This window comes from Psychrobacter sp. YP14 (assembly GCF_003209315.1).
Classification (GTDB): domain Bacteria; phylum Pseudomonadota; class Gammaproteobacteria; order Pseudomonadales; family Moraxellaceae; genus Psychrobacter; species Psychrobacter raelei.
This window is the reverse complement of sequence record NZ_CP029789.1, coordinates 2338181-2365098: the sequence shown is the minus strand read 5'-3', so window position 1 is coordinate 2365098 and position 26918 is coordinate 2338181. Positions and strand designations below refer to the sequence as shown.

The following is a 26918-nucleotide window of genomic DNA, read 5'->3' as shown; positions in this document are numbered from 1 at the left end:
GTGAATAGGGTTGAGTAGGGTGAATAGTCGAGTGAAAGCAGTGATAAGCTGCTTGGAGCATCAAAGGCTGACGATAGCGGATTTTGAATCTCCCGGTGACTTTAGATATCTTATTGAGCAAGCGTTGCCTTGCTTTCGTATTGAAGTTAGCCGAGGCGAAATGAGTCTGGTTGTGGGTCATTATCTGGCACAACTAGTCTTGCCCAGCGGTGCTTGTCTGGAGATTTTGCCCAAAGTCACCGCGCTGAGTCAGACACAAGATCAGGCGACGTCACAAGCGTTGGCTGAAGCACGTGCCTGGGTGGCACAGATGCTCGCAGATTTGGCTAGTGATGGCTTAGCTAAACCTCTATCTGCATTGAGTATGGGCGTGGTTAATCAGCGGTACCAAGCGGCCTTTTTGCCGTCACCGCCTCTCATTATAGGGGCAGGCTCGTCATCAAATCAAAACAGCCATTTTAAGGGCAATAGACCTTGGTATGAAGGTGTATTAAAAAAAGCTGAAATGCAGCTAAGGCAAGGGGCGGATATTCTGCCCAGTCGCTATCAGAGCAAAAGCCAAAATCAGCCCAAGGCCCAAGGCAAAATAAAGATGTCTGCCCAGTTAAAAAACAACTGGCATCGGCCGCATTATTTGTACAGTGAGCAGACTGTTTTTGATACTGACAAACGCTTGGCACAATTCTTATTCACGGCTTGGCAGCAGCTGCGTTATCTCCTGCATCCGTCTCAAGTAGACAGCAATTATGCAGTCAGTGCCCACAGTCATAGGCAGCAGCATCTAAATCATAGCCCACACTCTGCCACACCAATAGCTTTGCAGCAGCTAAAAGCACTTGCTGCCGATCAATGGCTGCCGACTTATAAAGCGCTGCAGTCTGAAGCATTAACATGGCGTGCCACGCTTGGTACAAGACAGGCTCAGCTGTTAACACAGGCGCTTGATTGGGCGTGGTGGCTGTTGTCTCATAGCTTACAAAGTCAGCCGCCTGACCCAAGTGCTCGCAATAGCACTAGCTTATTGCCAACCGCTGCTTTAATGATCAATATGCAATTTGCATTTGAGCGCTGGGTACTCGGTAAGCTCTCTGTTTGGGTACAGCAAACCTTGCCTGGAAGCCGGCTGATTGTGCAGCCAAGTTTTGAGTGGTTGTATGCCCACTTAGAGGATTCAAACCACTTAGCCTTCGTCTGTGGAAAACCTACAGCGGCTTATCATCTGGTTCAAAGGTTGCAGCCTGATGCCTGTATTTATGACAGCCGTGCTAAGATAACCCATGTTATTGATATAAAATATAAAGCTTTGAGCACAGTACAGCAGGTGAGTGGCAGTGATTGGCAGCAGCTTTATGTGTATCAGCACTATCTAAATAGGCCGCAAGCTTGGCTTATTTATCCCAAAAATAAAAATTTTAACCAAAGGCTTGACGTTTTAAGTAATTTGAACGAGAATAGGCACCCTAATCAGGACGATGCTAAACCGGCATTAAATAGCACGCAAATGAGCGTGATACCGTTTGATGTTCAGCAAGGTGTGATACTGATTTGATCGCTTTATAATAGGAATGACACTTTTTGAAAATAAATTGAAAAAAAGTGTTGACAGAATTAAGGTTTCATCCTATTATATGCACCTCGATAGCGATGACAGAGTTGATTAACAGTCAATGATGATTATCAAAATCGTAAATAAAAAAGTAAGATATCGGAGTGTGGCGCAGTTTGGTAGCGCATCTGGTTTGGGACCAGAGGGTCGTAGGTTCGAATCCTATCACTCCGACCACTTTTTAATAGAGCCTTACAGGCTTTTTTTTATGCTTTAAATAAGACAGTCTTTTTTGTAAGAGTGTCAGCACCATGAGCGCCTGTAGCTCAGTTGGATAGAGCATCTGCCTTCTAAGCAGGTGGTCGCAGGTTCGAATCCTGCCAGGCGCACCATTTACGCCTGTAGAAGTTAAGTACTGCACTTCTCAATACACTCTGTGTTGATTATGGCGGCTGTAGCTCAGTTGGTAGAGCCCCGGGTTGTGATCTCGGTTGTCGTGGGTTCGAGTCCCATCAGTCGCCCCATTATTTCTTATCTTCTCTCATCTGTGCATGATTCTATTTTAGTTAAAAAATCCCTCGTTATATTCTGTTATAAACACTTCAATCGTATTAAAAACTCACTAATCTGACCTACGTCTTGATTGGTTTTTTTGTGTTTGTATCCCCCAATTTTAGTTCATTCGCTTTGTTTGCATTTCGCTAAACAAGGATGCTGCAATTTGGCAATAGTGCTATGATAACCCCATCTATCAAGCATTTGAGATAAAATTATGCCCCAATCTTCAGTTACGATTACGGTGCAAAAAGCATCAGGCGCTGAAGCCAATAATGAGTCAAAACAAGAAGCCAAACAAGCGCCCGTTATTGCCGATGACGAGCAGCTTGGTGTCGCTGATGCGGTAATAAAGCCCCCTGCCAGTAAGGCAGAGCTTTTGGCGTTATATCAGGTAGACGCTTTACCTATCAATAACGCCATACAGCCCAAAGAGCTTGAAAAAGTAGCTCAGCTGCGTGTTGAGCTGTATCAACAACAGCTTAAGCGTACTGAGTTTTTTTATACCGTTAAGCCTGAACTACGTCCCACTTATATGGTACAAGCCCTAAAGCCGCAATTCATTGAATATCAGCAGTTTCAAATGGCGCGTGCGTTAGATCAGCGTGGTTTAATTGATTTGGATAAGACCGATATGATGTGGCAGCAGCTGCACATTGTTGATGACTTGATAGCTGATATTGTTTATTCCATGCCCGCCCAGAATCCTGTAGGTTGGCAGCTGACGTCAGTCAATAAAAACCATTTAAAGCTGCCAACAGTGGGTAGATTAAGAGATAACGATAGCGTTGCTGATCAAGGCAGCCTAAATAGCTACGTACTCAGTCACTTTGGGGTCATGAGCTATACTTATGATCGAGCCTATTTTATTGGTCATGTTTTAGGTTATCTATTTTGCTGTTATTACCTGGCACATTTATCCATTGCTTACGGGGTTACGCCTTTACCAAGTGACACGGTAGCAGACTATGACTATGCCTCGCTGGATACTGCCAAATTGGTACGCTTATTACACAGCATTGATGTGCACTGTAAGCGCCGTATTTATCAGTTGGCCGTATTGTGTGCCCGCTTGAGCTGCTATCAGCTAGATAAATATATCGAAAAAATGCTGATAGCTGAGGTCAATGAGTTTGACAAAAAACAGCAAATTGATCACTTAGATCTATTATTAAGCCGTGGCATCATGCCTGAAATGCCAGATAGGGTAATACTCAAAGACTTTCCGGGTAGCTTTGGTAAAAAGGACTAAGGTGGGCAGCACGCTCGTAATATTTGTTATACAAATTTATATTGTGTAGTAAGTTAAATGGTCTACAGTCGCAAGTTATCTTTACAATAAATTAGGGTTTGTGCCTAGATATTGAACTCCAAGCAAATAGACTGTCATGACTTATCATTTAAGGGCCTAGATATAGCAACAGGCCGCTTTAAGCGTTAAGTGATAGTGATAAAAAACTCAGTAGAAATAAATAAGGCTTTTATGGCAGATCAAGTGGCAACAAAGATGCAAGCACAATGCTTAAAACTTAAAAGCTCAGACGCAGAGCCTGGGTATTTAGCAGGTATAAAACCCGCCAAGCCAATAGGTCAAAAAATCAAAACCGCCTCATTAGCTTTTGGGTTAAGTCTGGCTGGATTAACCCTGACGGCTGCCTTGCCTGCGCAGGCGGCAAGCTTGGGGGACTTATTTGGCAGTGCTGAAGTGGAGTCTGGTCAGCAAAAATTCTTGAAAGTGGAGCAAGCATTTTCGGTAAAGCCCAGTCAAAGCGGCAATAAAATTACCATTGCCCTGAACATCACACCCAAGCACTATCTTTATAAAGACAAGCTCGGCTTAAAGTTACCTGAAGGGGTGAGCGCCAGTGCCATAAAGTTTTCGCACGTCCCGCAAAGCATAGATGACCCCACTTTTGGTAAGGTTCAGGTGTTTAAGCAGCCTCAAGTGACGGCGACGGCGACGTTGACCAATACGACTGCTGCGGCTATCAATGACGATGTCATAGTTACTTGGCAAGGCTGTGCTGATGCCGGTCTTTGCTATCCTCCGCAAAAAGAAATATTAAGCATAAATCTGCCGCCGACTGTCGCTGCCAAAGCGGCTCCTAAGGTTGACAAAGCAGCCATCGAGCCTGCACAGAGTAGTAAGGTGCCGGCTACCACCAAAGCGCAAATCACACCTCAAGTGGCTCAAGCGGCCGCCGCTACCTCTGCAGCAGTGGCTGAATCTAGCGCGCCAAATAATCAAGTCCAAGCTGAAGCCACGCCGCCAGATCAGTTGGCGGGCAGCCAGTCAGATTCCAGTGAGCTAAAAGATGGCAGCGTGATGAATACCGATTTGGTTGACCCTGCTACGGATAAGGCTGTAGCTGAAGATGAGAGCCTGACTTATTCAGCCGCTGCCAGTGCTGAAGGTAGTGCAGATGCCGATGTAAATACAACTAATGTGAGTGCCGCATTGGTCGGCGATGGGGTGGTAGATCAAGATCCTTTTGGTCTTAGCGAGCATCCATGGCTGGCGCTGGGTTTACTATTTTTGGCAGGCTTAGGTCTGGCATTCACCCCTTGTGTACTGCCGATGCTGCCCATTGTCAGTAATATTGTTGCCCGTCAGCACAAGCCCACTGCTAAAAAAGGGCTTATGATGAGTGGCAGTTACGCTTTAGGTGTGGCGGTTGCTTATGGGATTTTGGGTGCAATCATTGCCATATTTGGTCAACAGCTGGGCATTATCGGCTGGTTACAAAATCCGGTAATCTTATTGGGTTTTGCCGCAGTATTTGTACTACTTGCCTTGTATATGCTTGATGTCATAAGCTTTAGCCTACCCAGCGTGTTACGTCAAAAAACCCAAGCATTGAGTCAGTCCGGAGATAAGTATCTGGGCAGTAGCACAGGCAGCTTTATTGCAGGCCTGCTGTCTGCCTTGGTGGTATCGCCTTGTGTATCAGCGCCCTTATTTGGCGCATTGCTCGCGGTCTCTACTATCGGCAATCCACTACTGGGCTTTGCTGCTTTATTTATGCTGGGCTTTGGTTTGTCGGCACCATTAATGCTGCTGGGCATCAGCCAAGGCAACTTAATGCCCAAAGCGGGTGAGTGGATGAACTGGGTTAAGCAAGGTTTTGCTTTATTGCTATTTGCAGTGGCTTTGTTGTTGGTTGAGCGGGTGATTATCCATCCTGGCATGCTGCTGCTGTGGGCGTTATGGTTTATGGTGGTGGCAGCCTGGGCTTGGAGCTGGCATGGCCGCGGTGAGCTATTGACCAAGCCACTTGCCCTATTATTTGGATTATGGGCAGGTGCAACTTTGGTGGGTGCCGCCGCCGGCAGTAACGATGCTTGGCAGCCGCTAAAAGTGTTATCACAAAAGACGCCTATGCCAGTCATGGCGACAGTGCAGACACAGAGCGCCGCTGCAGATGGTGGGTATGGGGTACCAGCCGCCGCACAAAGTATTAAAGATGTGCATATTAATAGCTTAGATGCATTAATTCCTTTGGTACAAAATAATCCTAAGGTCTTGGTAGATGTCACTGCAGAGTGGTGTATCGAATGCCGCATTATGGACAAGACTCTCTTTACCAACCGTCCAGCTGCCATGCAACAGTGGCAATTGGTACGACTGGATGTGACTGAGAGTAATGCGGAGTCTGCTCGTATCTTATCGGAGCTTAAGTTGTTTGGTCCGCCAGCACTGCTATATTTTGTGGATGGTAAATTGCAAGTTCAGCAGGTGGGCACCATAGAGCGTGATGAATTTGAGCAGACTTTGGCTAAGCTTTAAGCGTTAACGTCGACAGACTGTCATTAATAAGAGATACTAATCAGTAATAGGCGCCTTATTGTTAAGGCGCCTTGTTTTTTTAGGGAATCAATAAGTCGCAAATTGTAATTATTTTTGTCTATACCTATGCTGGTTTATTACTTGATAAATACATAACATTACACTATATTACTTATCAAAACATAGGTAGGTAGAGTGTGTGAAAAATTATTTACAGCATCGCCGCTTGCTAGCAAGTAGTGGCAAATTGCGCCTCACGCGCCCATCCTCTGACTCAGAGCATAAGCTTCCTGCGGCCTTACTAATCTTTGCTTTGGGTTTAGTTATGCTCAGTGGCTGTGAGCCTGAATCTGGTGAAGTGCTGGGTACGCAAGACAGCATAGTGAGTATTAGCCCTATTGAGATAGAGTTGGATTCTAAGAGTCTGGATAGTGCAAATGCCTCAGGCAATAATTTAGCTATGCCTTTGTCGTGTCGCAATAGCTCGATTATCAACGCGTTTAATGCGCAGCAATCTTCAGTACAGGTTAAAGGTTGTGGTCAAGTCACAGCCATCTTGCCTGATGACAATGACGGCAGTCGTCATCAACGCTTTATCGTACAGCTAGATGGGGTGGATGCCCAACACACCATACTTATTGCGCATAATATTGACTTAGCACCTAAGCTTGGGAAGCTAAATGTAGGCGATGATGTACTTTTTTATGGGCAATACGAATATAACCCGAAAGGGGGCGTGGTACATTGGACGCATGCTGATCCCGCTGCCAATCATCAAAATGGATGGATTGAACACAACGATCATCGCTTCGAATAACCTCTAAACCTGCCAAATGTAGCAGGTTTATTTTTTTGCTTACCTAATTAATCTGTCTTTATTGTGTAGCAATGTATTGTTTATAATATAGTTGGTTTAGATTTTTTTTTAATAGTATAATGGCATTTTTACCATATTCATTAGGAACAGGCATGACAACTTCGCGGCCTTCGACCCAGCTCTTTGCAGAGCCTTCGTCTACTCTTAAAGTTTTAGCGCTTTCTATTACAGCAGCCTGCTGTACTCCAATGCTGGCTATGACTGCTGCGCATGCTGAAAGTGACTCCTCTATGTCTATGTCAACTGCGGATCAGCAGGTGACTGTGGATGATTTTTTGAAGTGTTCAGATTTAAAATTAGCAGCCGCTCGTTTGGCCTGTTATGACAAAGTGACCACAGGGGATCCGATTACTGTAGGCCGTGAGAAAAAACCGCTTGATTTAGCGCAGTCTGTTAAGGCCACTTTTAGTGACTTGCGTCCCACTGCCGTCTTCGCTGATGAGAATGATAAGCGTGAGTTCGCTGAAGAGGCAGAGGGCGATATTATAGATGTCGGTGCGCCTACTGCCTCTGGCAACCTTAAGTTGGCCAAAGCTGGGTTAACGGTGGATGATTTTTCACCCTATACCACCCTAAGCTTGGCTTATGATTTGGATAAAAATAGCGAAAATGGTACGTGGACAGTAAGACCCCATAACCCCATTTACTTAATGCCGTTATACGCTCATTATGATCCTAACCGTAATCCGAAATCACCGACTCAGCCTGAGCCAACGGCCAAAGATTATGGCGATCAATACGATCCTTTAGAGCTAAAAGCTCAAATTTCTTTAAAGACAAAAGTGGCTGAAGATGTCTTTGATACCAATGCAGATGTGTGGTTTGGCTATACCCAGCAAATGCATTGGCAAGTCTATAATGAAGATAACTCGCGTCCTTTTAGAGCCACCGACTATATGCCTGAGATATTCATCACTCAGCCAGTAAAAGCCGATCTGCCGTTTAACGGTCGTTTGCGTATGATAGGCGCCGGTGCCATTCACCACTCAAACGGACAATCTGATCCATTATCGCGCTCATGGAATCGTCTGTATTTAATGGGGGGTGCTGAGTGGGGTAAGCTTAGCGTGATACCGAAAGTCTGGACGCATATTAAAGAGAAAAAATCAGGGGGAAAACGAGGTGATAACCCAGACATTACCGATTACTATGGTAATGGGGAAATCCAAACCCTTTATGACTTTGGTAAAGGTGAAACATTAGCCGCAACAGGTCGTTATAACTTCGATACACAAAAAGGGGCGATTCAATTAGATTATACTCACCCGATTACCCGTGATGTACGCGCCTTTATCCAAGTATTCCACGGTTATGGTGAGTCTATTATTGACTATAATGATGAGACAACCGCTGTGGGTGTGGGTTTATCATTAAACGATTGGAAAGGGCTGTAAGTCTTTCTTGCACTTCACTTGGCAAAGCCCCACGCGTATGATTCCCGCTTACTACCAACTGGGTATGTGGCGGGTACAGTACTTTCAACAAACCTGCTGTGTGTGCCATATCCATTGTAGAGCAATAACCAAAGAGCGCCTTCCTATGAGGCGTTCTTTTTTTTCATCTTTGCTTTGTCAGTGGTGCCATGATGATGTCAGCTGGTTGCCAGATGCGCTGCATCAGCAGCTACCGGTCACGCAATTAGGCGCCAACCACCATTTCGTTATTCAACCTGCCGCTGCACACGTGGGCTACCTACGCTCAGCACTCATTGCATTTAAGTACAAGCAGCAGCTAAGCGCACTGCCGATATTAGTGCATGCTATTCGTCAGTTACCAAGACCACAAGGCTGCCACAGTACAAACAGTGTGATTGTTGCCACACCTACCACAAAGCATCGCTTGGCCACCCGAGGGTTTAGTCCGTTATCTGTGTTGGCTTATTACTTATCACGGCACTGGAAAATTCCGCTTTGGCAGGGCATACACCGTATTGATAAGGCCGGTAGTCAGCAAGGGCTTGATAGACAATCGCGTCAACAAAACATCCTTAATGCCTTTGAAGTGACTCAAGCGGTACCGACTCGGCGCGTTATTTTATTTGATGACGTGGTCACCACCGCAGCGACGTTAACTGCTTTAGCTGTAACTATCAAACAGGCCTGCCCTGAGACACATATCATGGCTTATGCACTCAGCCATGGTCATTAGGGCATCGTTATCTTAATCTAAAATTCGCTCAATTAGGTAATAAGTGCAATTAAATCTATTAATAGTCACTATAAGATGTTAAGTTAAATTTAACTTTTTTATTATAGAGTTTAAAAATTGGATGCAGCAAGTGCTCTAGCGTATTTATTTAAGTTAACACTTAAGTTAAGTGGAAGGTTGCATGCATAGCAATGGCATCCAAGGCTATGGGCTAATCGACATTTTAATAGTCATGACCCTGATTGGAATATTGACCACTGCCGTTTATCCCACCTATCAGCAGCACCACATCAAAGCCAATCGCCTAAAGATGATGTCAGAGTTGCAGCGTTTGGCGGTGCAATTACAGCACCACAAGCTGGTTCAAGGGGATTACCGAAAAGTGCATATGGCACTGCTGTTACAAAGTGCGGGCACCCATGCTCCTGATCATAAAAACAGTACTGCATCCAAGGCTTTGCTGGTGAAGTTTCCCTATACCCATCAGCAGCCCAACAGCGGTAACAGACAAAACTCTCAAGCGCTTTATATAATTTCGCTCACCCCCTTAGACAATGAGGGGTATCTCACCTCTGCTCACTGGCAGCTGATAGCCACCCCAACTGCAGCTGGCAAGATGGCGTCAGATGGTGTACTGAGCCTTAATTATTTGGGTCAGCAGTGTCATCAGCAAAGCTGTAGTAGGGTTCAAGCCATACCTTAAGACGTTCCGTCATCTGATTTAGGAAGAGACAGCGATGCAAAGTGGGCCACCAACGCATATACCCGTATCTAGTCAACAAGGTATGGCTTTCATTGAAGTGTTAGTGGCTCTAGTTTTATTTAGTGTGGCAGCGCTCGGTTATGTTGGTTTGCAGGCACAATCTTTGGCAGCGGTAGATGATGCGGTGATGCGGACACAAGCTTTGGTTATATTAACGGAAGCTGCAGAGCGTATTCGGACTAATATGGGGTGGGTGGCACTAAGGGCGTATCAATTACAGTTTGATGCAGCCACTATTCCAGCTATGACCAGCTGCACTGTAAGAGCGGGCTGTAATGCGACTCAAGTGGTACAAAACGATGTGGCGGTATTACGCCTACAAGCCAAACAGCAAGGTATGACACTTGCCATGCTCAGTTGTCCTGGCCGGTTGTCCACCACTGAAAACTACTGCTTAGTCGCTGCATGGCATGGAACACAGGCTGAATATGTCAGCAGCGAGGTCTTAGACGGCTGCTTACATCTTCAGGGCAATTATCGAGTAGGGTCGGATTGCTTGTATATGGAGGCCTATTAATCCATGCCATCAAAACCGCCCAACCCCAAGCATATAGGGCTCGACTCTATCACCGCTCAACAAGGGGTTAGCTTGATTGAGCTTATGCTGGCACTGACTTTAGGGCTTGTGGTAAGTGGCGCCGCATTTGAGTTGTTCGCTCATAGTCTGGCGGTGCAGCGTATACAGTTAGCAGTCTCTGAGCTACAAGATGATGCCGTCTTTCAATTGCCTGCGATTCATAAAACCATTAGAAAGGCCAATTTAGGGTCTCATTCGACCATGCATCAAGCATCTGCATGGACCGGCATAGTGTTGACCGGCTCCTATGATAATGCTCCGTTGAATGCTGTAGGAGGATCTGAAAAATGGGGCAATCTTCGCGGCGTGGTCAATCTCAATGAACAGTTATTTAGTCGTAGCAACCTAGGACCCAGTAACTTGGTTGCGCCGACCAACAGTGATCAACTAACCATACAGTACCAAGCTGCTTTTCCAAGCTTTGACTGCGAGGGCAAAAAAGTGCATCCAGGCGATATGATTATTGAGCGTTTTTTTACCCGATTCGATAGACAGCGTGCCGCCAATGAAACCAAAGACTTGGCAATCGTTCTGGCCTGCGATGCAGGGCGCTATCAATTACCAACGGCCATTCGAAATAGCCCTGCCAAGGCGCATCAGTTATACATTAAAGATTTTGGTGATAATGGGGTAGTGCTGATGAATCGGGTGGATTATTTTGGCGTGCAGCTTGGCGTAAGATTAAAGCAAGGCGTATCTTATATGTCCATTGAGCAGTACTTGACCCAAAGTAGTCCCTTGGATGCTCACTCTGAGTATTTATATCACGCCCCCATCGTATCGGTGCAACTTGGAATCATTAGCCGGGCCAGTACCGCACAGGCGAAGTCGATGCCGGGCAAAAGTGTGTTTTATTTACAAGGCAAACCGCATACCATTCGACACCAGCATCCCAGTTATTTACGCCGCTCATTGACCAGTGTGGTGGCGCTCAGAAACAGTCGTGAGTCATTATGACCTTCCCAGTATCGGTGTTCGCACAGAGTGACCAGCAGCAAGGGTCAGTACTTGTGATTGTGCTGATGCTGGTAGTATTACTCTCTACCGCCAGTGTTATTGCCTTAAAAAACTCTCAAACATCGTTAGAGGTCATAACAGCCGCTCAGGTCAATCGATTGCTGTTTCAAGCATCAGATGTACCGTTAGCACACCTAAAGACGATGGTCGATCAGCCTGATAATCTGGCGCAATTAATGTCGCCGCAAGGTCCTATGGGCTATCTGATCAAGCAGCCTTTTATTAAGGCCAATCAGCACAGCTGGGCTGAATACGTGGTGTGTTATCAGCCGACGCGTTACAAGTCTTGGTTAGAGGGCAGCGCACGGCACAAGCGTGTTGGGGTGCAAGGTGGCATCATAAATCCACAAGGCTATTGTAATATTGCCAATCGACAAATGAATCATTACACCAGTGATCGCCAACTGATTGCCACTCAATTGTCTTTTACTCGGCCTATTATAGCGGTATCAGAATCTGCTGATAATACGATAAGCGGGGCGGTAGATGGTATGGCCATTGTGCTCGATGCCTTAGGCAGTCCTAAACCTGCTCATCATACAAATCCTGTGGTGCAAAATCATGGCTCTGTAACTGACAATACAGTGCCGCAGCAGACTTTGATCCGAGTGTATGTGACCTCGGTCATGCCTGTGTTTAGTTCTGCAAAATTAAAGCAAATAGATGACTGTTTGGCTAAGTCTATGGTAGTGATCACCGCTGATGACTCAAGCCATAGCTCACAGCAACAAGAAAGCCAAATGGCCTGTTTGAGTAGAACCAAGACACCTCATGATGTGCAGGTACAAGACTATCTTTATATCTATCAAACGCCTGTGAATAATGAGTAGCAGTCAGCTTAAATCAAGTCTCAACAGACCCTTAGGGTATACCTTGATAGAGCTGCTTATCGTAGTGGCGCTAATGACACTATTAACCGCCATACTGTTACCCAGCTATCAGCAATATCTCAATCAAAAAGTGCAGTGGCAGGCGCAGCAGCAAGCGCTACAGCTGGCCCATGACTTGGCCAAGTGGCGGGGTAAGTATTTGACTTATGCAGGCTTTAGTTTGTCACAATCCTCATTACAGCTCTCCTCAAATCAGCCTTTATTGGCCAGTAACTTAGCAGAGCGGCTGTATCTGCCTTTGGGTTCAAATGAGAAGACACATCATTATGAAATTCGTTTAAGCGATGCCACTGGGCAGTTTGTCTTAACTGATCTTCAGGCCAATGGACAAGGATGGCAGATGTGGGTTGTGCCCAATGTACACGCTAACTTTTTTGAGCTTACCAATGCCCATTTAGACAGCTATTACTTGGACAGTCTTCATCAGCGCTGCCGTTACTCCAGCGCGCAGACTGTGGCACTTATAACCTCCCAAGGTCAGGCAGACTGCCGCTTAACTTGGTAGGGTTAAGAAAGCGCGGGGACAGGGTAGGGTGCACGCTTTAAAAAATTTATTGACTTAAGTTTAGCAATAGAGTTTTTTGTGTTATTGTTTATTTTTACTTAATTTATAATTATTATTTTATATTAAAACTGATAAGGAAGTGCAATGTCTTCACAGCAAGGATTTACTTTAATTGAGCTGATGATAGTGGTGGCCATCATCGGCGTGTTGTCTTTAATTGCCATTCCTGGCTATCAAAGCTATGCCCAAAAGACCTCTGAAGCTGCCTGTTTGTCACAGACCAAGGCGTTTAGTAATCAGATATTTTTAGAGCGTAATGATCCTACGAATGAGTTTGATGCTGATAAAGCGACCCGCATATTGAATACAGCGAGTGATAAAACAGCTTGCGAGACTATGGTTTATAACGATGGCACGAGTGTAACGCCGGCAGTGATGCCAAGCGTGCAATCAAAAATTAAAAACCCAGGCTCTGATCACACCCATATTATCTGTAATTTAGATAAGAGCGTACAATGTGAAGCCAGTAATCTATAATTAGACGATAAAATACACAGTTGAACGTAAAATATAGTCAATAAAAAAAGCGACCTAGGGCCGCTTTTTAAATTTTTAGTCAGATAAAATAAAAAATTCAGAGCTTGAGGGTGGGATAGGGTCTAACGCTCTAGGTACTGAATTTTGCCCTCAACGCCATCCCACTTCTCAGCGTCAGGCAGCTGACCTTTCATTTCAGTGATGTTAGGCCACTCTTCAGCCAGCTCAGCATTTAGTTCGATAAACTCTTCTTGACCCTTTGGCACTTCATCTTCTGAGAAGATGGCATTAGCAGGACACTCAGGCTCACACAAAGCGCAGTCAATACACTCATCAGGATGAATGACCAAGAAGTTAGGCCCTTCATAAAAGCAGTCCACAGGGCAGACTTCAACACAATCGGTGTATTTGCAGCGAATGCAATTATCAGTGACAACAAATGTCATAGCGAGCTACCTTTATAAAAGTTATCTTCAAGCATCGGCAATTATTTTGGCGGACTGGGGGCAAGTAGCACAGCCATGTAGCTGTGATGTCTTCTTGAGCCAGTATCGGGCTAAATAATCGCACTTATACCTGCTTATAAAAGATAAGTAAGTTGGGAGTAAGAGAGAAGATTTATTTTAGGGGTATATTTTACCCTTTTAATGCATTTTTCACAAATTGCTGTTAGCCCAAGCGTGCTTGTTTTTTTAATTCATAAATTAAGTCCAAGGCTTGTCTGGGTGTCAACTCATCAGGATAGATGTCATTTAGCGTATCTAAAATCGCTTTGGCCTTAGTATTTAAAGGGCTAAGCACTTTAGATTCACTTGATAAATGAGGGCTCAAGTCAGGCGCTGTTGACAGGCTATCTTGTGTCACAGAATCAAGAGCTGAGCTATTTAAATCTGCTGCGTAGCGGCTATCGTCGTCATTAGCATAAGCTTTATCAAAATTAGCATGATTATCCCTAGGCGTTATTGAGGGGTGATGACGCTCTTGGGTGACTGCGTTTAGGGATTTTTGTAAGCTTAAGTAGCGTTCGGCGGCGATTAAAACTTTGTCAGGAATACCGGCCATCTTTGCCACATGCAGCCCAAAGCTTGAGCTGGCAGCACCTGGCTCAATTTTGTGCAGTAATAACAGCTGGCCATCGATGTGACTGGCGGCGACATGAACGTTTCTTAGCTTACCGCTAAGATTGCGTTGTTGACTAAGCTCGGTTAATTCAAAGTAGTGGGTGGCAAATAATGTGAGACTACCCATTTCACACAGCTGGACGGCACAGGCATGAGCAATCGCTAGACCATCCGTGGTGGACGTACCGCGGCCGACCTCATCCATTAATACCAAAGAGCAGTGGCTGGCCAGATTTAAGATTTGTGCGGTCTCAATCATTTCCACCATAAAGGTAGATTTGCCACCAGCTAAGTCATCGGCTGATCCAATACGAGTAAAAATGCGATCAATGTCACCGAGGGTAGCTGAGGCGGCCGGCACGAAGCTGCCACAGCAGGCAAGCAGCACAATAAGGGCAGTTTGGCGCATATAGGTAGATTTACCACCCATATTTGGCCCAGTGATGAGTAGTAGACGCTCATTAAATGATTCCGTGCCCAGTTGACAATCATTGGCCACAAAATGCTGCGGCCCAGAGGTGGGTTGGCTATTGCCATGGGTTGCTTTGGGCTGACTCATGGCTTCTACGACTAAGTGCCGGCCTTGGCGAATGTCTAAATAACTGCCACTTGGGTCAAGCGTGGGGCGTACCCAGTCATTATCTTTGGCAAGTACAGCCCAGTTAAGCAGCACGTCAATCTGAGCGATGGCTGCGCTAAGTTGTTGTAAATCTTGAAGTTGTTCACTTAAGCGCACCAGTAACTCTTGATATAACGCCTTTTCACAGCTGAGTGCTAAGCTTTGGGCGTCTAGATATTCTACCTCCAGATTCTTCAACGGCTCAGTGATAAAACGCTCGCTGTTTTTAAGGGTTTGGCGGCGAATAAAAACATCCGGCGCTGTAGACGCTTGCGCTTTGGGTAATTCAAAGTAAAAACCGCTGACTTTGTTAAAGCCTACTTTTAGGCTGGGGAGCTGATAATTTTGACGGGCTTCATCAGCCATGTCATCAAGGGTTTGCTGGATATTGTCATGCAGATGAACCAGGCGATCAAACTCACTGTCATACCCCTCTGCAATCATGCCACCGTCACGTATATGTGCTGGCGGCTCCTCTATAATAGCCGACTCGATGTGTTCAGCGATTTTTAATAAAGTGTTTTTTTGCAGTGGTAAGTTTTGTAGCAGGCTTGGCAGTAGACCCTCACTGTCCGCCTGTAGCCCTAAGCTCTGTAACGTGTGGGCCAGCTGCTCACTGTGTCTGATACTGTCTGCTAAGCGTCGCAGGTCTCGGGGTTTGGCGCTGTGTAATGCAATGCGGCTACTGATACGCTCAATATCAGCGATACTGTGTAAGCTTTGCTGCAGCTGAGTTATCTCAGCGCTGGTGGGTGTCTGTATCAGCCACTGGCAGGCATCAAGACGCAAGCCTAACGACTCAACATGAGTGGCCAGACGTAGCGGGCGCTTGAGCTGGTTGATTAATAAGCGTCTGCCCATGGCGCTTTGGCACTGATTGACCACGCTTAATAGACTGGTGCCCGTGGGACTAACGGGGGTAAATAACTCAAGGTTACGGCTGCTAATGTCATCAATGATTAAATAGTCTTCATCACGTTCAACAATCAGTTCAGTGAGCTGCGGCGTATGGCGCTGCTGGGTTTGCTGAGCATAATGGATTAAGGCGGCACTGGTGGTTTGTGCCACCAAACTTTCGGCGATGCCCAGTCCCTCTAAGGTTTGTACATTAAACTGTCGACATACTGTTTCGCCGGCATGCTGGGGGTGAAAGTCGCTGGCCGCCACACTAATAACTGGGCAATATAGCTTGTCTTGTAGCCAGTGGCGCCAGTCATCGCTTAACGTCTCTGGAATAATCACTTCACTTGGGGCAAATCTGTTGAGTACGGTGAGCAGACGCTGCTTTAACAGTACCTCATAATCCACCTGTGACTCAGATACATAAGCAATATTGGCCTCAGCCGGCTTAATAACCTCAGAAAGTGGCAGGGTTTGCGTACGAATGGTACCGGCATTGATGTCTAGCTGGCTGATACCTATCTGGTTTAGGCTCGCTTGATTTGAGCTACTCTTTAGGTGTTGCCAATTTTTCTTTAAATTGAAATCAAGTGCCACAACGCTTGGGGTGTGATTGGGCGCAATAAGTGCATCATCGGTGAGAGTGCCAGCGGTTAATGTTTTGACCACTTCACGGCGCATGATACCTTTGGCCGCAGTGGGCTTATTCGTGTCATGCTCTTCATTCAGCTCAGGGGCATCCTCGACTTGCTCACAGATAACCACGGTTTCACCCGCTGCAATAAGACGTGCCATATAGCTTTCGGCAGCATGAAAGGGCACGCCGGCCATAGCGATATTGTTACCTGCTTTATCGTTGCCGCGGCGGGTTAAAGTAATGTCTAAAATATCAGCCGCTCGCTGAGCATCGGTAAAAAAAAGCTCATAAAAATCGCCCATACGGTATAGCAAGAGCGCATGCGGATACTGCGCTTTGAGGGTTAAATATTGCACCATCATTGGGGTATGGTCATCAAGATTGTATTCAACGCCAGCTATATTGAGCAGTGAGGTGGTGTGCACGGTGTCAGACATAATTTTTGCTTATTTGCTTAAAGATTAAGTGGCTTAAAAGGGGCGTAGTTAAAAGACCAAGCGGTTTACATTATTATATGATTTATATTGTGGGTCATTTAGCTGATACGCATTATCTAAAGTAGGGGGCTTATTTAGTGACCGCTTTGAATGCGGTAAATGAGAGATAAAACCACCCTCTATTTTAGCATTTATTGCCGCATTGATTCTGCTCATAAATCTAAGGCGGAGAAATACAACGCCTGATTTGCTAAAAAGCAACAAATAATTTGTGATTACAGAATCAATTACCCTTGTATCTATCAAGGCTGTTACCATATATAATAGATAAAATTTTTTTATGGTCTGCGCAGATGTGCGTCTGACTGAGTCGATATGTAGGTCTACAAAGTTATGTTGTCAAAAATAGTCGGAAGCGTAATTGGTACCAAAAATGATCGTGAGCTAAAGCGGATGCGTCAAATTGTCGCAAAGGTAAATGCTCAAGAAGCGGCAATTAGTGCGCTAACAGATGCACAGCTTCGTGATAAGACGGCAGAGTTTAGAAGTCGTTTTGATGAGGGGGCAAGCTTAGATTCATTATTGCCTGAAGCCTTTGCGGTCTGTCGTGAAGCCTCAAAACGAGTACTGGGTATGCGCCATTATGATGTGCAAATCATCGGTGGTATCACCCTTCATGAAGGCAAAATTGCAGAAATGCGTACCGGTGAGGGTAAAACCTTGATGGCAACCTTAGCCATTTACCTCAACGCCATTAGTGGCAAAGGGGTACACGTGGTTACTGTGAACGATTACTTAGCGGCGCGTGATGCTGAATTAAACCGTCCTTTGTTTGATTTTTTGGGACTAACCGTTGGGGTCATCTACTCTCAGCAGCCCCCTTATGAAAAAGTCGCGGCCTATCAATCCGATATTACCTATGGTACCAACAACGAATATGGCTTTGATTACTTACGTGACAACATGGTGTTTAGCTTGGCTGAAAAAAAACAGCGTCCACTAAACTACTGTATTATCGATGAAATTGACTCTATCTTAATTGATGAGGCACGTACGCCGCTGATCATCTCAGGTCAAGCCGATGATTCTTCAGCCACTTATGCTTTGATTAATAATATTATCCCGCGTTTGACTCGCTCAACTGACGAAGAAGCCAATAAAGAAAATGAAGATGGCGACTTTTGGATCGATGAGAAAAACCGCCAGATTGAGATTAGTGAAAAAGGCTACGAGAAAATTGAATCTTTCTTAATTGAAGTGGGTGAGCTTGGCGAAAATGAAAGCTTATATAGCCCAATTCGCTTGCCTCTACTTGCGCATGTACAAGCCGCCATTCGTGCGCATCACATCTTTATTAAAAACGTACATTACATTGTTGATAATGGTGAAGTCATCATCGTAGATGAAAACACCGGTCGTACCATGCCGGGTCGCCGTTGGTCAGATGGTCTACATCAAGCTGTAGAGGCCAAAGAGGGGGTTGAAATTCAAGCAGAAAACCAAACGCTTGCCACCACCACTTTCCAGAACTATTTCCGTCTTTACGACAAGTTATCAGGCATGACCGGTACCGCCGATACCGAAGCGGCAGAATTTAAATCTACTTATGATATTGATGTGGTAGTTATTCCTACCCACAAGCCAATTGCGCGTATCGACTTAGAGGACCAGATCTTCTTGACCAAGCTGGGTAAATACAAAGGTATTATCCGTGAGATTAAAGAGATTCAAGCCAAAGGCGCACCTGTGTTAGTCGGTACAGCGACCATTGAAGCCAGTGAAGAGCTGTCTTATTTGCTTGACCAAGAAGGTATTAAGCATAACGTCCTAAACGCTAAGCAGCATGAGCGTGAAGCAGAAATTATCGCTCAGGCAGGTAGCCCCAAAGCGGTGACCATCGCCACCAACATGGCGGGCCGTGGTACAGACATCATTTTAGGTGGTAACTGGCAGGCACACATTAGTGATCCGGATAATGTTAGCCCAGAGGAAATGCAGCGTCTAAAAGCAGCTTGGCAGAAAAAGCATGACGAAGTATTGGCTGCAGGCGGGTTGCATATTATTGGCTCAGAGCGTCACGAGTCACGCCGTATCGATAACCAGCTGCGTGGTCGTGCCGGTCGTCAAGGTGACCCTGGCCAGTCTCGCTTCTTCTTATCGCTAGAAGATGACTTGATGCGTATCTTTGCCGGCGACCGCGTGGTAAATATGATGCGGGCTATGGGTTTAAAAGAAGATGAAGCCATTGAACACAAAATGGTATCTCGCTCTATCGAAAATGCTCAAGGAAAAGTAGAGAGCCGAGATTTTGATGCGCGTAAAAACCTTCTAAAATACGATGACATCGCCAACGAACAACGTAAAGTTATCTACTCTCAGCGTGATGACTTGCTGGCAGAAGCCGATCTTAAACAGGCCATCGAAGCGATGCATCGCGATGTCTATGATGCGCTCATTAGCCAGTTTGTACCCCCAGGATCTATTGATGATCAGTGGAATATTGATGGCTTAGAAGATGAGCTTGAGAGCGAATTTAAATACTACATGCCAATTAACGATTGGTTAGATAGTGACCGCCGCTTAGATGAAGAGGGGCTGCGTGAGAAGATTGTTCAAACCGCTATTGCCCGTTATCGTGAGCGCCGTGAGCTGATGACCCCAGAAAATGCCGCCCAGCTTGAGCGTCATTTTATGCTACAAAGCCTAGATCGTCACTGGAAAGAGCATTTAACGCAGATGGATCAGCTGCGTAAAGGTATTCATTTGCGTGGTTATGCACAAAAAGACCCACAACAAGAGTACAAACGTGAGTCGTTTGAGCTGTTCCAGATGATGCTAGGTGCCATCAAGTCAGACACAGTACAAGACTTATCACGCGTGCATATCCCAACCCGTGAGGAGCTTGAGGCGATGGAAGCGGAGCGTTTGGCTCAAGCTGAGCGCCAACAGATGATGTTTGAACACGATGAGGTGGACAGCCTAACCGGTGAACGTCATAGTGACCCTGATGTTGAAGCGCGCAACTTAGCGGCTGAACAACAGGCAACTGCAACTAAGGCACCTGCTGCTGCCAATGGTAATAACCCGTACGCAAATATGAATATTAGCCGTAATGCCCCCTGTCCTTGTGGTTCTGGCTTACGCTATAAGCAGTGCCACGGAAAAATTTAATAATTTTTCGTGTATAAACTCCCGACATAACTAGACCGTAATTTTGTAGACGGTGAGGATAAAACTATGACTATGAATAATAAATCATTAAAACTAACCGTATGGATAGCGGCACTTACAGCAGTACTGGGGTTAACGGCTTGTCAAAAGCAAGAGCAACCAGCCCCTGCACAAGATGAAGAGGCAGAAGTAGCCATGTCAGCTGAGCCGGCAGAAGGCAATGATCCTGCCATCGTAGCCGACGATTTAGATGACGTAGATGCGCGCTCTGCCAATGCAGATGAGGCCGCAGCCGATGTGGCGGCAACAGACGTGGACGCCGCACCTACCGCTGAAACTCCAGCACCAGCTGATGTAGATACTCAGTCAGAGGCTGCAGCTGAAACTACTGAGACAGCCCCTGCCCAATAAGAGGGCTCAATAAGAGGTTAGTGGCTTACTGTCGTATTAAAACGCTATCGTATTAAGATGCTCACTATTTATATAACCTAGCATTAAAAAAATAGCCGATACTTGTATCGGCTATTTTTTTTATTAAAGTAAAAATTCTAAGTCAAATAAAGCCAATCATTGTGAATTATTGACGCAAAATCTCATCAGTTTATATTGGACTTGCAGGACGTTAGCGTTTGCGGCGCTCATGTTCAAAAAAGCCTTCTTCTTGCACATCAAGCTCTTCATGCTTAAGCTCCACCTCAAAGGTATCTTGATGCAAATGAGTCGATTTTTCGATACGCACATCTTGCACCGCATGAGTCTCTTTTTTGATGAGTGCCACTTGGCGTGAGATCACGATCTCTAACGGCTCATTACTATCTAATAAAACCTGATTGCCATTGACCATAATGCTAGGCTGACTGTCTAAGGTAGGCTCGATGTGACGCACTATGTCCTCATCGCTCACCTCATTGGTCAAAAATGCTCTTGAGTCGGCATCATAATAGTCAGTTTCAATAACTAAGATTTCCTCCATGAGCTCAATGGGCACATTCACCGTCTTTCTACGCACTTCTTTGCGGACTTTGACTTTACCAATATCCAAGCGCTCTTTATCTACTACTGCTCTTTCTTCTAATAGCTCTAAGCTGCCTACCACAGTGCGTTGCCCATTAGGATTAGCTGAACTATGGCTTTGTAGGTTATCCTCATGTGATAAGTCAGTGACGCCTTGACGTGGGGCAGCTTTGTCAGGCAAGCCATTTATGCTATCTGCTTTGTCTATGCTTGTACCTATGCTTGTGTCTAAATGGTTTTGGGTCTGTGGTGTATTGGGATTGACAAAAGGGTCGGTTTTGTTTTGATTGTCTGAATTAAAATCGCTCATGATGATTTCCTATAATGATTAGGGATGGGTATCTGAAGATGGGGATGTTATTGATATGATTAGCCGCTATGGCCATTTAACTAATGGCAAGGTATAACTAAGCTTTAGACGTTAAAAAAGCCAGAGCATTGCCCTGGCTTTTTACGTCATTGCTTGTACCTATCTGCTTTCATTATCGTAAAAACTAATTTACTAATATTATGCTAGGGCAGATAAGAAGGCTTTGGGCTTATTTGCCACGAGCAGCGCGTACATCATCAGCAGTTAGGTCATCACGCTCTACAATGTTACCTTCACGGTCGACAATGTTACCATCACGGTCAATATCTAGCTCTTCGCGCTGGATAGTTTCATTGATAGTCTCTGTGTGACGCTCAGTAGTTTTGCCTACGTTCACTTCTTCAGTAACGTAAGTTTCTTTGTTTACATTAGCACGCTCAGCTTCTAGCTCAACTTCTACTGAGTCAGCACCGGCATCATCACCGATACGGCGAGTGGTAGGACGGTTAACTTCAGTACGCTCAATATGGGCATGCTCTTCTTCAAGCTCTACATCTACAGCACGGTTCTCTGTGACCACATGTTTGCCTACTTTTACCAAGCCAGCTACGATGCGATCTTTGTTAACTGTTAGACGCTCTTCTAATAGCTCTAAAGTGTTTGGTGCATTGTAGTAATCTTCTTTGATATCTACACGCTCAGCGGCAGGTACAGTGTCAGCAACAAAGGCGGCGCGGTCTTTGTTCGCTTGCTCTTTATAGCTATACTGATAGTCATGGTCATACTCTTCCATAGCTTCTACTTGAGACTTAGTTAAAGAGTCAAAGAACACATCATCACCAACAATACGGGCAAGACCTGCAGGAACTAAAACTTCTTTTGAGCTAAACCAGCCACCCACATCTACGATTAAATAACGGATACGGCCAGTGATATCTTCAACTAAAGCGCCTTCAATTTTACCGATTTTTTCTTCACCAGCACCATAGGCAGCTTTGCCAGTTGGATCATAGTAGTCATCACCAATAATGTCACGGTGAGTTGATTGGATGTCTTTTAAACGAATTAGTTGGCTCATTATAGTTTTCCTTGTCTTATTATTTAAATTGAAAATCCATCAAGGATTTATTGCTAAAGTTAATTTCTCGCACGGTAGTCATTACCAAAATCATTGACAGTACTCAGTAAGGCGTTTTAGATTGAAGTTGTATTTTATTGTCTAAAATTAAATCTTCAATTTAGTGTTCTTATAAAATGTCAAACAGGTGATATAAATTTTTGTTTAACTATTCTTTAAGCTGTGTCGATGACTTGATTTATAGATTAACAACTGAATTTGGGACTTTATATAGTAAACGAGTATCACTGTATTAAGTTGCGTAAAGCGCTGTAAGTTGCTGTAAGTGCAATAACACAGCTTGAGTCTAGCTTTACAAACCGATAAGATAAGTAGGGTAAATGTTGCTACGGTGTGATAAAAAAAAGAGCCTCCAAATTTGGAGGCTCTGTTTAAGAATTTTTATAAATAGATTTTGGCCTAACTTGGCCGAATTGCTCTAAGCAAGTTCAATGGCGACAGCAACGGCTTCACCGCCACCGATACATAATGAGGCCACGCCTTTTTTGCCGCCGGTGCGCTTCAATGAGTTGATTAGAGTAACCAAGATACGGGCACCCGAACAGCCCACTGGATGACCTAGGGCACATGCACCGCCTTCAACGTTGACTTTGGCATGAGGAATATTTAGCTCATCCATTGCCGCCATGGTCACCATAGCAAAGGCTTCATTGATCTCCCACAGATCCACATCTTCTACTGACCAACCTGCTTTTTGTAGCACTTTTTCGATTGCACCAATAGGGGCAATGGTGAATTTGCTAGGGTGCAGCGAGTTGGTAGCGGTAGAGATGATACGCGCTTCAATATTTAAGCCTTTGTCCTGGGCTACTTGTTCAGAGGTCACCACAACCGCAGCAGCACCATCAGAGATTGAGCTGGCATTAGCGGCGGTGATGGTCCCCTCTTTTGCGAAGGCTGGACGTAGGGTAGGGATGCGCTCAGCATTGGCTTTAGCAGGCTGCTCATCGGTCTCGATAACCACTTCGCCTTTACGCGTTTTTACAGTAACGGGCGTGATTTCATCTTTAAAGTGACCTTCTTTGATGGCTGTCAGCGCACGGTTTAATGACTCAATAGCGAAGTCATCCATTTGCTCACGAGTATAGCCTTTTTCATCGGCCATCTCTTGAGCAAATTGACCCATCAATTTACCGGTATCGGCATCTTCTAGGCCATCTAAGAACATATGGTCTTTGACTTCTTTGTGACCCATGCGGTAGCCGTTACGTGCACCTGGCAGAATATAAGGCGCATTGGTCATAGATTCCATGCCGCCTGCCACGATAATCTCAGCACTGCCTGCTTTAATAGCATCATGCGCCTGCATCACTGCTTTTAGACCTGAACCACATAGCTTGTTAATGGTCACAGCGCCAGTGCTATCAGGGATACCTGCATTACGCATGGCTTGGCGAGCAGGGCCTTGGCCTACGCCTGCGGTTAAGATACAGCCCATAATAACTTCGTCGATTTCTTCAGCCTTTACACCCGAGCGCTCTACAGCAGCTTTAATAGCAGCTGCACCTAACTGCGGAGAAGTTGCGCCAGTAAGGTCGCCTTGGAAACCACCCATTGGGGTACGGGCGCCACTAACAATAACGATTGAATCTGATGACATAGTATTATCCTTAATTAATATTATTTATTTAAGAGCCAAGCGACTTGATGGCTTGGCCAAATCGATCACTTAATTTGCTTCTGTTAATGTCTTAGTCTAACTCTTTTAGTCTAAGTTTTTTAGTCCAGCTCATTTAAGCGAATACGTACCACATCTGATGTAATCGCTTGCAAGGCTTCAATCTTCTTAATGGCGACATTCATCTGACTTTCAATAACCGGTAGCGTTAAAATGATGATAGGCACCTGTCCTTTTTGATGTGCCGGTTTTTGTAAAATGGCATCAATGTTAATGCCGGCATCACTTAAGATACGAGTCACGTCAGCCAGTACACCTGGGGTATCGGTGGCCTGCAAACGTAAGTAATAGCCGGTTACCATCTGCTCAGCAGGCAAGATGGGTGTGTCTGATAATTGGTTGGGCATAAAGGCTAAGTGCGGTACATGATGGCCATTTTTTACGGTCAATACCCGAATTAAATCCATCACATCGGCCATGACCGCAGACGCAGTGGCTCCGGCACCTGCGCCATCGCCATAGTATAGAGTCTGACCTAAAGGATGCGAGTTGACCAGTACCGCGTTTTTTACACCATTAACATTGGCCAACAGCTTATCTTGTGGGATAAGGGTCGGATGGACGCGCAGCTCAATACCGGTTACTTTTTTGCTAACCGATTGAGGGTCTTGCCCATCATAACGACGTACCGCAAAGCCTAAGTGCTTGATACGATAGCCCAACTCTTCAGCGTATGTGACATCCTGCAAAGTGATAGCGGTAATGCCTTCACAGTAAACTTTATCAAATTGTAAGGGGATACCAAAGGCAATTGAGGCCAGTAGCGCTAATTTATGCGCCGCATCAATACCCTCGACATCAAAGGTAGGATCTGCCTCAGCATACCCCAGCGCTTGGGCCTCTGCTAACACATCTTCAAAGGTGCGGCCTTTATCGCGCATCTCTGACATAATAAAGTTGCCGGTACCATTAATAATACCGGTGAGCCAATCTACTTTATTGGCCGCTAAAGCTTCACGCAGCACTTTAATAATAGGAATACCGCCTGCCACAGCTGCTTCATAAGCCACATGGACGTTGTGCTTATCAGCGAGGTCAAAAATCTCATTACCATGTTCGGCCAGTAGCGCCTTGTTAGCAGTAACCACATGTTTGCCATTTTTTATGGCGTGGATAATCACCTCTTTGGCTACGGTTTGGCCACCAATTACCTCAACAATAATATCCACATCGTCGCTTTGGGCAATGGCCATTAAGTCACTTTGTTGCTTAATACTGGGATCAATGTCATCACGCTGACGGCGGGTACCGACTTGGGTAATAACAATGTCGTGACCACTGCGCCTCTTTAGCTCTGATAAGTTATCTTGAAGTAGGTCTAAGACACCTGTACCTACAGTGCCCAGCCCTAATATAGCCAATTTAATTGATTTACTCACGGTATCCTCAGTAGTGTTATCCAACGTTATTATCGATTGTTCAATCTTGCAGAGCGCGTGATACAGCGCCGTATGTACGCCTCTTATGCATCATAGTGTATTACTATCAGGGCTTATAATACTATTGTTTTAAAAAACTAAATAGTGCACAAACTTATGCCTAAATTTCACAAACCCACTGCATTTGCTTGAACATTTTTCCCTAAACGACATTTATATTAGCAGCCAATGCTAGGTGAATAAAGTGTTAACTTATCGACTAGACAAAGCATCAGATACTGACTTGAGCACAGCCTTTATCTGTTATTAGAATCTTAGTGAGCAAGGGCGGCGGCGGCCAGCTCTTTGGCAGGCAAATAGCCGCCAATTTGATGACCAGATTCGGTAAAGATAGCAGGTGTGCCACTCACGCCTAAGCTCATGCCCAGCTCAATGTGTGAACGAACAGGGCTATCACACTTAGGCGAGGATAATGGCTTACCGGCTTTGGCGTCGTCCATGGCCTGCATACGGTCACTGCTACACCAGATGGCTTCCATTTTTGGAATACTGGCATCACTGCGTGGCCAAGCAAGATAACGCACCTCTATCCCTTGGGCATTGATATCACTCATTTCAGAATGCAATTTGGTGCAATAAGGGCAGTCGGCATCGGTAAAGACATAGACCACAGCTTTGGTGGCGCCTTTGGCCGGATAAATAATCATCTCTTTTTTATCCACGGCTGCCAGTTTTTGCTTGGCACTCTGTGCTATCAAGTCGGCACTGATATCAATCGGATGCGCTTGACCAATCTCGACAATCTGACCTTGAATGATGTGCCTACCTTCTTTATCACTAAAAAAGGCGGACATGCCCTCGGCAGTCACCCAATAAATATTGTCCATTGAGGTGGGGATGGCCGAGATGATTTTTTGCTCAAAACCTGAGGCCTTAAAGTTGGCTTCTAACGCGGCCACTACCTTCGGATCAGAGTCAGAACTGGCACTGGTATTTTGCTTGGCGCTCGTGGGCGTCTTGCTCGGCTCGTTTCTAGCTTCAGTGCTGTTGCTGTTACAGCCAGCAACGGCGATGGCCAATGCCATCAATGACGCTTTGGTGAAAGCGGGTGATTTTTTTAATAAGTTTTGGCGAAATAAAGGGGTCATAACAGGTGTCTCTTAGCGGGTAATGCTCAAATGAAGTTAACAAGCAGCGCTCAGTTTAGCATATTATATCGGTGATAGAATTGAGATAAACAAAAGCCCCACTGCGGTTAACAGTGAGGCAATTATTGGGTAAAAACGCCGATTACTTTGCTAAAAATAGCCCG

21 protein-coding genes and 3 tRNA genes are annotated in these 26918 nt (G+C 45.3%); 17 read left to right on the top strand and 7 right to left on the bottom strand.

Annotated features, from left to right (window positions below):
- Positions 1–31 precede the first annotated feature (31 nt).
- The 15 genes from DLE54_RS09655 (at position 32) to DLE54_RS12205 (ending at position 13202) form a co-directional block, all read left to right on the top strand.
- Positions 32–1549, top strand: a complete 1518-nt coding sequence (locus tag DLE54_RS09655) for a 5-methylcytosine restriction system specificity protein McrC (RefSeq protein ID WP_110817013.1) — start codon at positions 32–34, stop codon at positions 1547–1549.
- Positions 1550–1706: 157 nt separating this feature from the next.
- Positions 1707–1783, top strand: a tRNA-Pro gene (locus DLE54_RS09650).
- Positions 1784–1861: 78 nt separating this feature from the next.
- Positions 1862–1938: transfer RNA gene (locus DLE54_RS09645), tRNA-Arg, on the top strand.
- A 56-nt stretch (positions 1939–1994) separates the two neighbouring features.
- A tRNA-His gene (locus DLE54_RS09640) sits at positions 1995–2070 on the top strand.
- 248 nt (positions 2071–2318) lie between these two features.
- On the top strand, positions 2319–3353 hold the full coding sequence (locus tag DLE54_RS09635; RefSeq protein WP_011961243.1) for a hypothetical protein: 1035 nt from the start codon (positions 2319–2321) through the stop codon (positions 3351–3353).
- 231 nt (positions 3354–3584) lie between these two features.
- A complete protein-coding gene (locus tag DLE54_RS09630) occupies positions 3585–5888 on the top strand; it encodes a protein-disulfide reductase DsbD domain-containing protein (RefSeq protein ID WP_110817012.1) in 2304 nt (767 codons plus the stop codon).
- 199 nt (positions 5889–6087) lie between these two features.
- Positions 6088–6705, top strand: coding sequence for a DUF3465 domain-containing protein (locus DLE54_RS09625; protein WP_227535204.1), 618 nt, complete (start codon positions 6088–6090; stop codon positions 6703–6705).
- 152 nt (positions 6706–6857) lie between these two features.
- Positions 6858–8159: a phospholipase A gene (locus DLE54_RS09620; RefSeq protein WP_011961240.1), complete on the top strand. Its 1302-nt coding sequence runs from the start codon at positions 6858–6860 to the stop codon at positions 8157–8159.
- A 145-nt stretch (positions 8160–8304) separates the two neighbouring features.
- Entirely contained in the window at positions 8305–8913 is a 609-nt protein-coding gene (locus DLE54_RS09615) for a ComF family protein (RefSeq protein ID WP_227535202.1), read from the top strand.
- A 181-nt stretch (positions 8914–9094) separates the two neighbouring features.
- A complete protein-coding gene (locus DLE54_RS09610; protein ID WP_110817010.1) occupies positions 9095–9616 on the top strand; it encodes a type IV pilin protein in 522 nt (173 codons plus the stop codon).
- A gap of 34 nt (positions 9617–9650) precedes the next feature.
- Positions 9651–10193, top strand: coding sequence for a prepilin-type N-terminal cleavage/methylation domain-containing protein (locus DLE54_RS09605; RefSeq protein ID WP_110817009.1), 543 nt, complete (start codon positions 9651–9653; stop codon positions 10191–10193).
- Positions 10194–10196: 3 nt separating this feature from the next.
- Entirely contained in the window at positions 10197–11210 is a 1014-nt protein-coding gene (locus tag DLE54_RS09600) for a PilW family protein (RefSeq protein ID WP_110817008.1), read from the top strand.
- Positions 11207–12100 (top strand): hypothetical protein, encoded by an 894-nt coding sequence (locus DLE54_RS09595; RefSeq protein WP_110817007.1) that lies wholly within the window; start codon positions 11207–11209, stop codon positions 12098–12100. Before DLE54_RS09600 ends, DLE54_RS09595 begins: the two co-directional genes overlap by 4 nt.
- Positions 12093–12665 carry a type IV pilin protein gene (locus DLE54_RS09590; protein ID WP_110817006.1) on the top strand — a complete coding sequence of 191 codons (573 nt, stop codon included), beginning with the start codon at positions 12093–12095 and terminating at the stop codon, positions 12663–12665. The genes DLE54_RS09595 and DLE54_RS09590 overlap by 8 nt, the downstream gene beginning before the upstream one ends.
- Positions 12666–12809: 144 nt before the next feature.
- The gene (locus DLE54_RS12205) at positions 12810–13202 is read left to right on the top strand and encodes a type IV pilin protein (RefSeq protein WP_011961233.1); all 393 of its coding nucleotides are present in this window, start codon (positions 12810–12812) and stop codon (positions 13200–13202) included.
- A gap of 122 nt (positions 13203–13324) precedes the next feature.
- Here DLE54_RS12205 and fdxA read toward each other — a convergent pair whose 3' ends face one another.
- Together fdxA and mutS are read right to left on the bottom strand one after the other, a co-directional pair.
- Entirely contained in the window at positions 13325–13648 is a 324-nt protein-coding gene (gene fdxA, locus DLE54_RS09580; protein WP_011961232.1) for a ferredoxin FdxA, read from the bottom strand.
- Positions 13649–13871: 223 nt separating this feature from the next.
- The gene (gene mutS / locus DLE54_RS09575) at positions 13872–16916 is read right to left on the bottom strand and encodes a DNA mismatch repair protein MutS (protein WP_110817005.1); all 3045 of its coding nucleotides are present in this window, start codon (positions 16914–16916) and stop codon (positions 13872–13874) included.
- A gap of 393 nt (positions 16917–17309) precedes the next feature.
- On the opposite strand from mutS, the gene secA reads away from it, so the two are divergent.
- Together secA and DLE54_RS09565 are read left to right on the top strand one after the other, a co-directional pair.
- Positions 17310–20087 carry a preprotein translocase subunit SecA gene (gene secA / locus DLE54_RS09570; protein WP_110817004.1) on the top strand — a complete coding sequence of 926 codons (2778 nt, stop codon included), beginning with the start codon at positions 17310–17312 and terminating at the stop codon, positions 20085–20087.
- Between the two features lie 66 nt (positions 20088–20153).
- Positions 20154–20498: a hypothetical protein gene (locus DLE54_RS09565; RefSeq protein ID WP_110817003.1), complete on the top strand. Its 345-nt coding sequence runs from the start codon at positions 20154–20156 to the stop codon at positions 20496–20498.
- A 211-nt stretch (positions 20499–20709) separates the two neighbouring features.
- Here the strand turns inward: DLE54_RS09565 and DLE54_RS09560 are convergent, their stop codons facing one another.
- The 5 genes from DLE54_RS09560 to DLE54_RS09540 all read right to left on the bottom strand — a co-directional run bounded on the left by DLE54_RS09560 (position 20710) and on the right by DLE54_RS09540 (position 26754).
- The gene (locus DLE54_RS09560) at positions 20710–21411 is read right to left on the bottom strand and encodes a YsnF/AvaK domain-containing protein (protein WP_110817002.1); all 702 of its coding nucleotides are present in this window, start codon (positions 21409–21411) and stop codon (positions 20710–20712) included.
- 229 nt (positions 21412–21640) lie between these two features.
- On the bottom strand, positions 21641–22489 hold the full coding sequence (locus tag DLE54_RS09555; protein WP_110817001.1) for a DUF2382 domain-containing protein: 849 nt from the start codon (positions 22487–22489) through the stop codon (positions 21641–21643).
- A 478-nt stretch (positions 22490–22967) separates the two neighbouring features.
- Positions 22968–24149, bottom strand: a complete 1182-nt coding sequence (locus DLE54_RS09550; RefSeq protein WP_110817000.1) for a thiolase family protein — start codon at positions 24147–24149, stop codon at positions 22968–22970.
- Between the two features lie 119 nt (positions 24150–24268).
- Entirely contained in the window at positions 24269–25606 is a 1338-nt protein-coding gene (locus DLE54_RS09545; protein ID WP_110816999.1) for a homoserine dehydrogenase, read from the bottom strand.
- A 314-nt stretch (positions 25607–25920) separates the two neighbouring features.
- Positions 25921–26754: a DsbC family protein gene (locus DLE54_RS09540; protein WP_110816998.1), complete on the bottom strand. Its 834-nt coding sequence runs from the start codon at positions 26752–26754 to the stop codon at positions 25921–25923.
- Positions 26755–26918: the final 164 nt, after the last annotated feature.

Bases quoted from the DNA above. Each gene is read 5' to 3' on its own strand.
- DLE54_RS09635 (WP_011961243.1), top strand. From the start codon at position 2,319: ATGCCCCAATCTTCAGTTACGATTACGGTGCAAAAAGCATCAGGCGCT.
- DLE54_RS09630 (WP_110817012.1), top strand. From the start codon at position 3,585: ATGGCAGATCAAGTGGCAACAAAGATGCAAGCACAATGCTTAAAACTT.
- DLE54_RS09620 (WP_011961240.1), top strand. From the start codon at position 6,858: ATGACAACTTCGCGGCCTTCGACCCAGCTCTTTGCAGAGCCTTCGTCT.
- DLE54_RS09615 (WP_227535202.1), top strand. From the start codon at position 8,305: ATGAGGCGTTCTTTTTTTTCATCTTTGCTTTGTCAGTGGTGCCATGAT.
- DLE54_RS09610 (WP_110817010.1), top strand. From the start codon at position 9,095: ATGCATAGCAATGGCATCCAAGGCTATGGGCTAATCGACATTTTAATA.
- DLE54_RS09605 (WP_110817009.1), top strand. From the start codon at position 9,651: ATGCAAAGTGGGCCACCAACGCATATACCCGTATCTAGTCAACAAGGT.
- DLE54_RS09600 (WP_110817008.1), top strand. From the start codon at position 10,197: ATGCCATCAAAACCGCCCAACCCCAAGCATATAGGGCTCGACTCTATC.
- DLE54_RS09595 (WP_110817007.1), top strand. From the start codon at position 11,207: ATGACCTTCCCAGTATCGGTGTTCGCACAGAGTGACCAGCAGCAAGGG.
- DLE54_RS09590 (WP_110817006.1), top strand. From the start codon at position 12,093: ATGAGTAGCAGTCAGCTTAAATCAAGTCTCAACAGACCCTTAGGGTAT.
- DLE54_RS12205 (WP_011961233.1), top strand. From the start codon at position 12,810: ATGTCTTCACAGCAAGGATTTACTTTAATTGAGCTGATGATAGTGGTG.
- fdxA (WP_011961232.1), bottom strand. From the start codon at position 13,648: ATGACATTTGTTGTCACTGATAATTGCATTCGCTGCAAATACACCGAT.
- mutS (WP_110817005.1), bottom strand. From the start codon at position 16,916: ATGTCTGACACCGTGCACACCACCTCACTGCTCAATATAGCTGGCGTT.
- secA (WP_110817004.1), top strand. From the start codon at position 17,310: ATGTTGTCAAAAATAGTCGGAAGCGTAATTGGTACCAAAAATGATCGT.
- DLE54_RS09565 (WP_110817003.1), top strand. From the start codon at position 20,154: ATGACTATGAATAATAAATCATTAAAACTAACCGTATGGATAGCGGCA.
- DLE54_RS09560 (WP_110817002.1), bottom strand. From the start codon at position 21,411: ATGAGCGATTTTAATTCAGACAATCAAAACAAAACCGACCCTTTTGTC.
- DLE54_RS09555 (WP_110817001.1), bottom strand. From the start codon at position 22,489: ATGAGCCAACTAATTCGTTTAAAAGACATCCAATCAACTCACCGTGAC.
- DLE54_RS09550 (WP_110817000.1), bottom strand. From the start codon at position 24,149: ATGTCATCAGATTCAATCGTTATTGTTAGTGGCGCCCGTACCCCAATG.
- DLE54_RS09540 (WP_110816998.1), bottom strand. From the start codon at position 26,754: ATGACCCCTTTATTTCGCCAAAACTTATTAAAAAAATCACCCGCTTTC.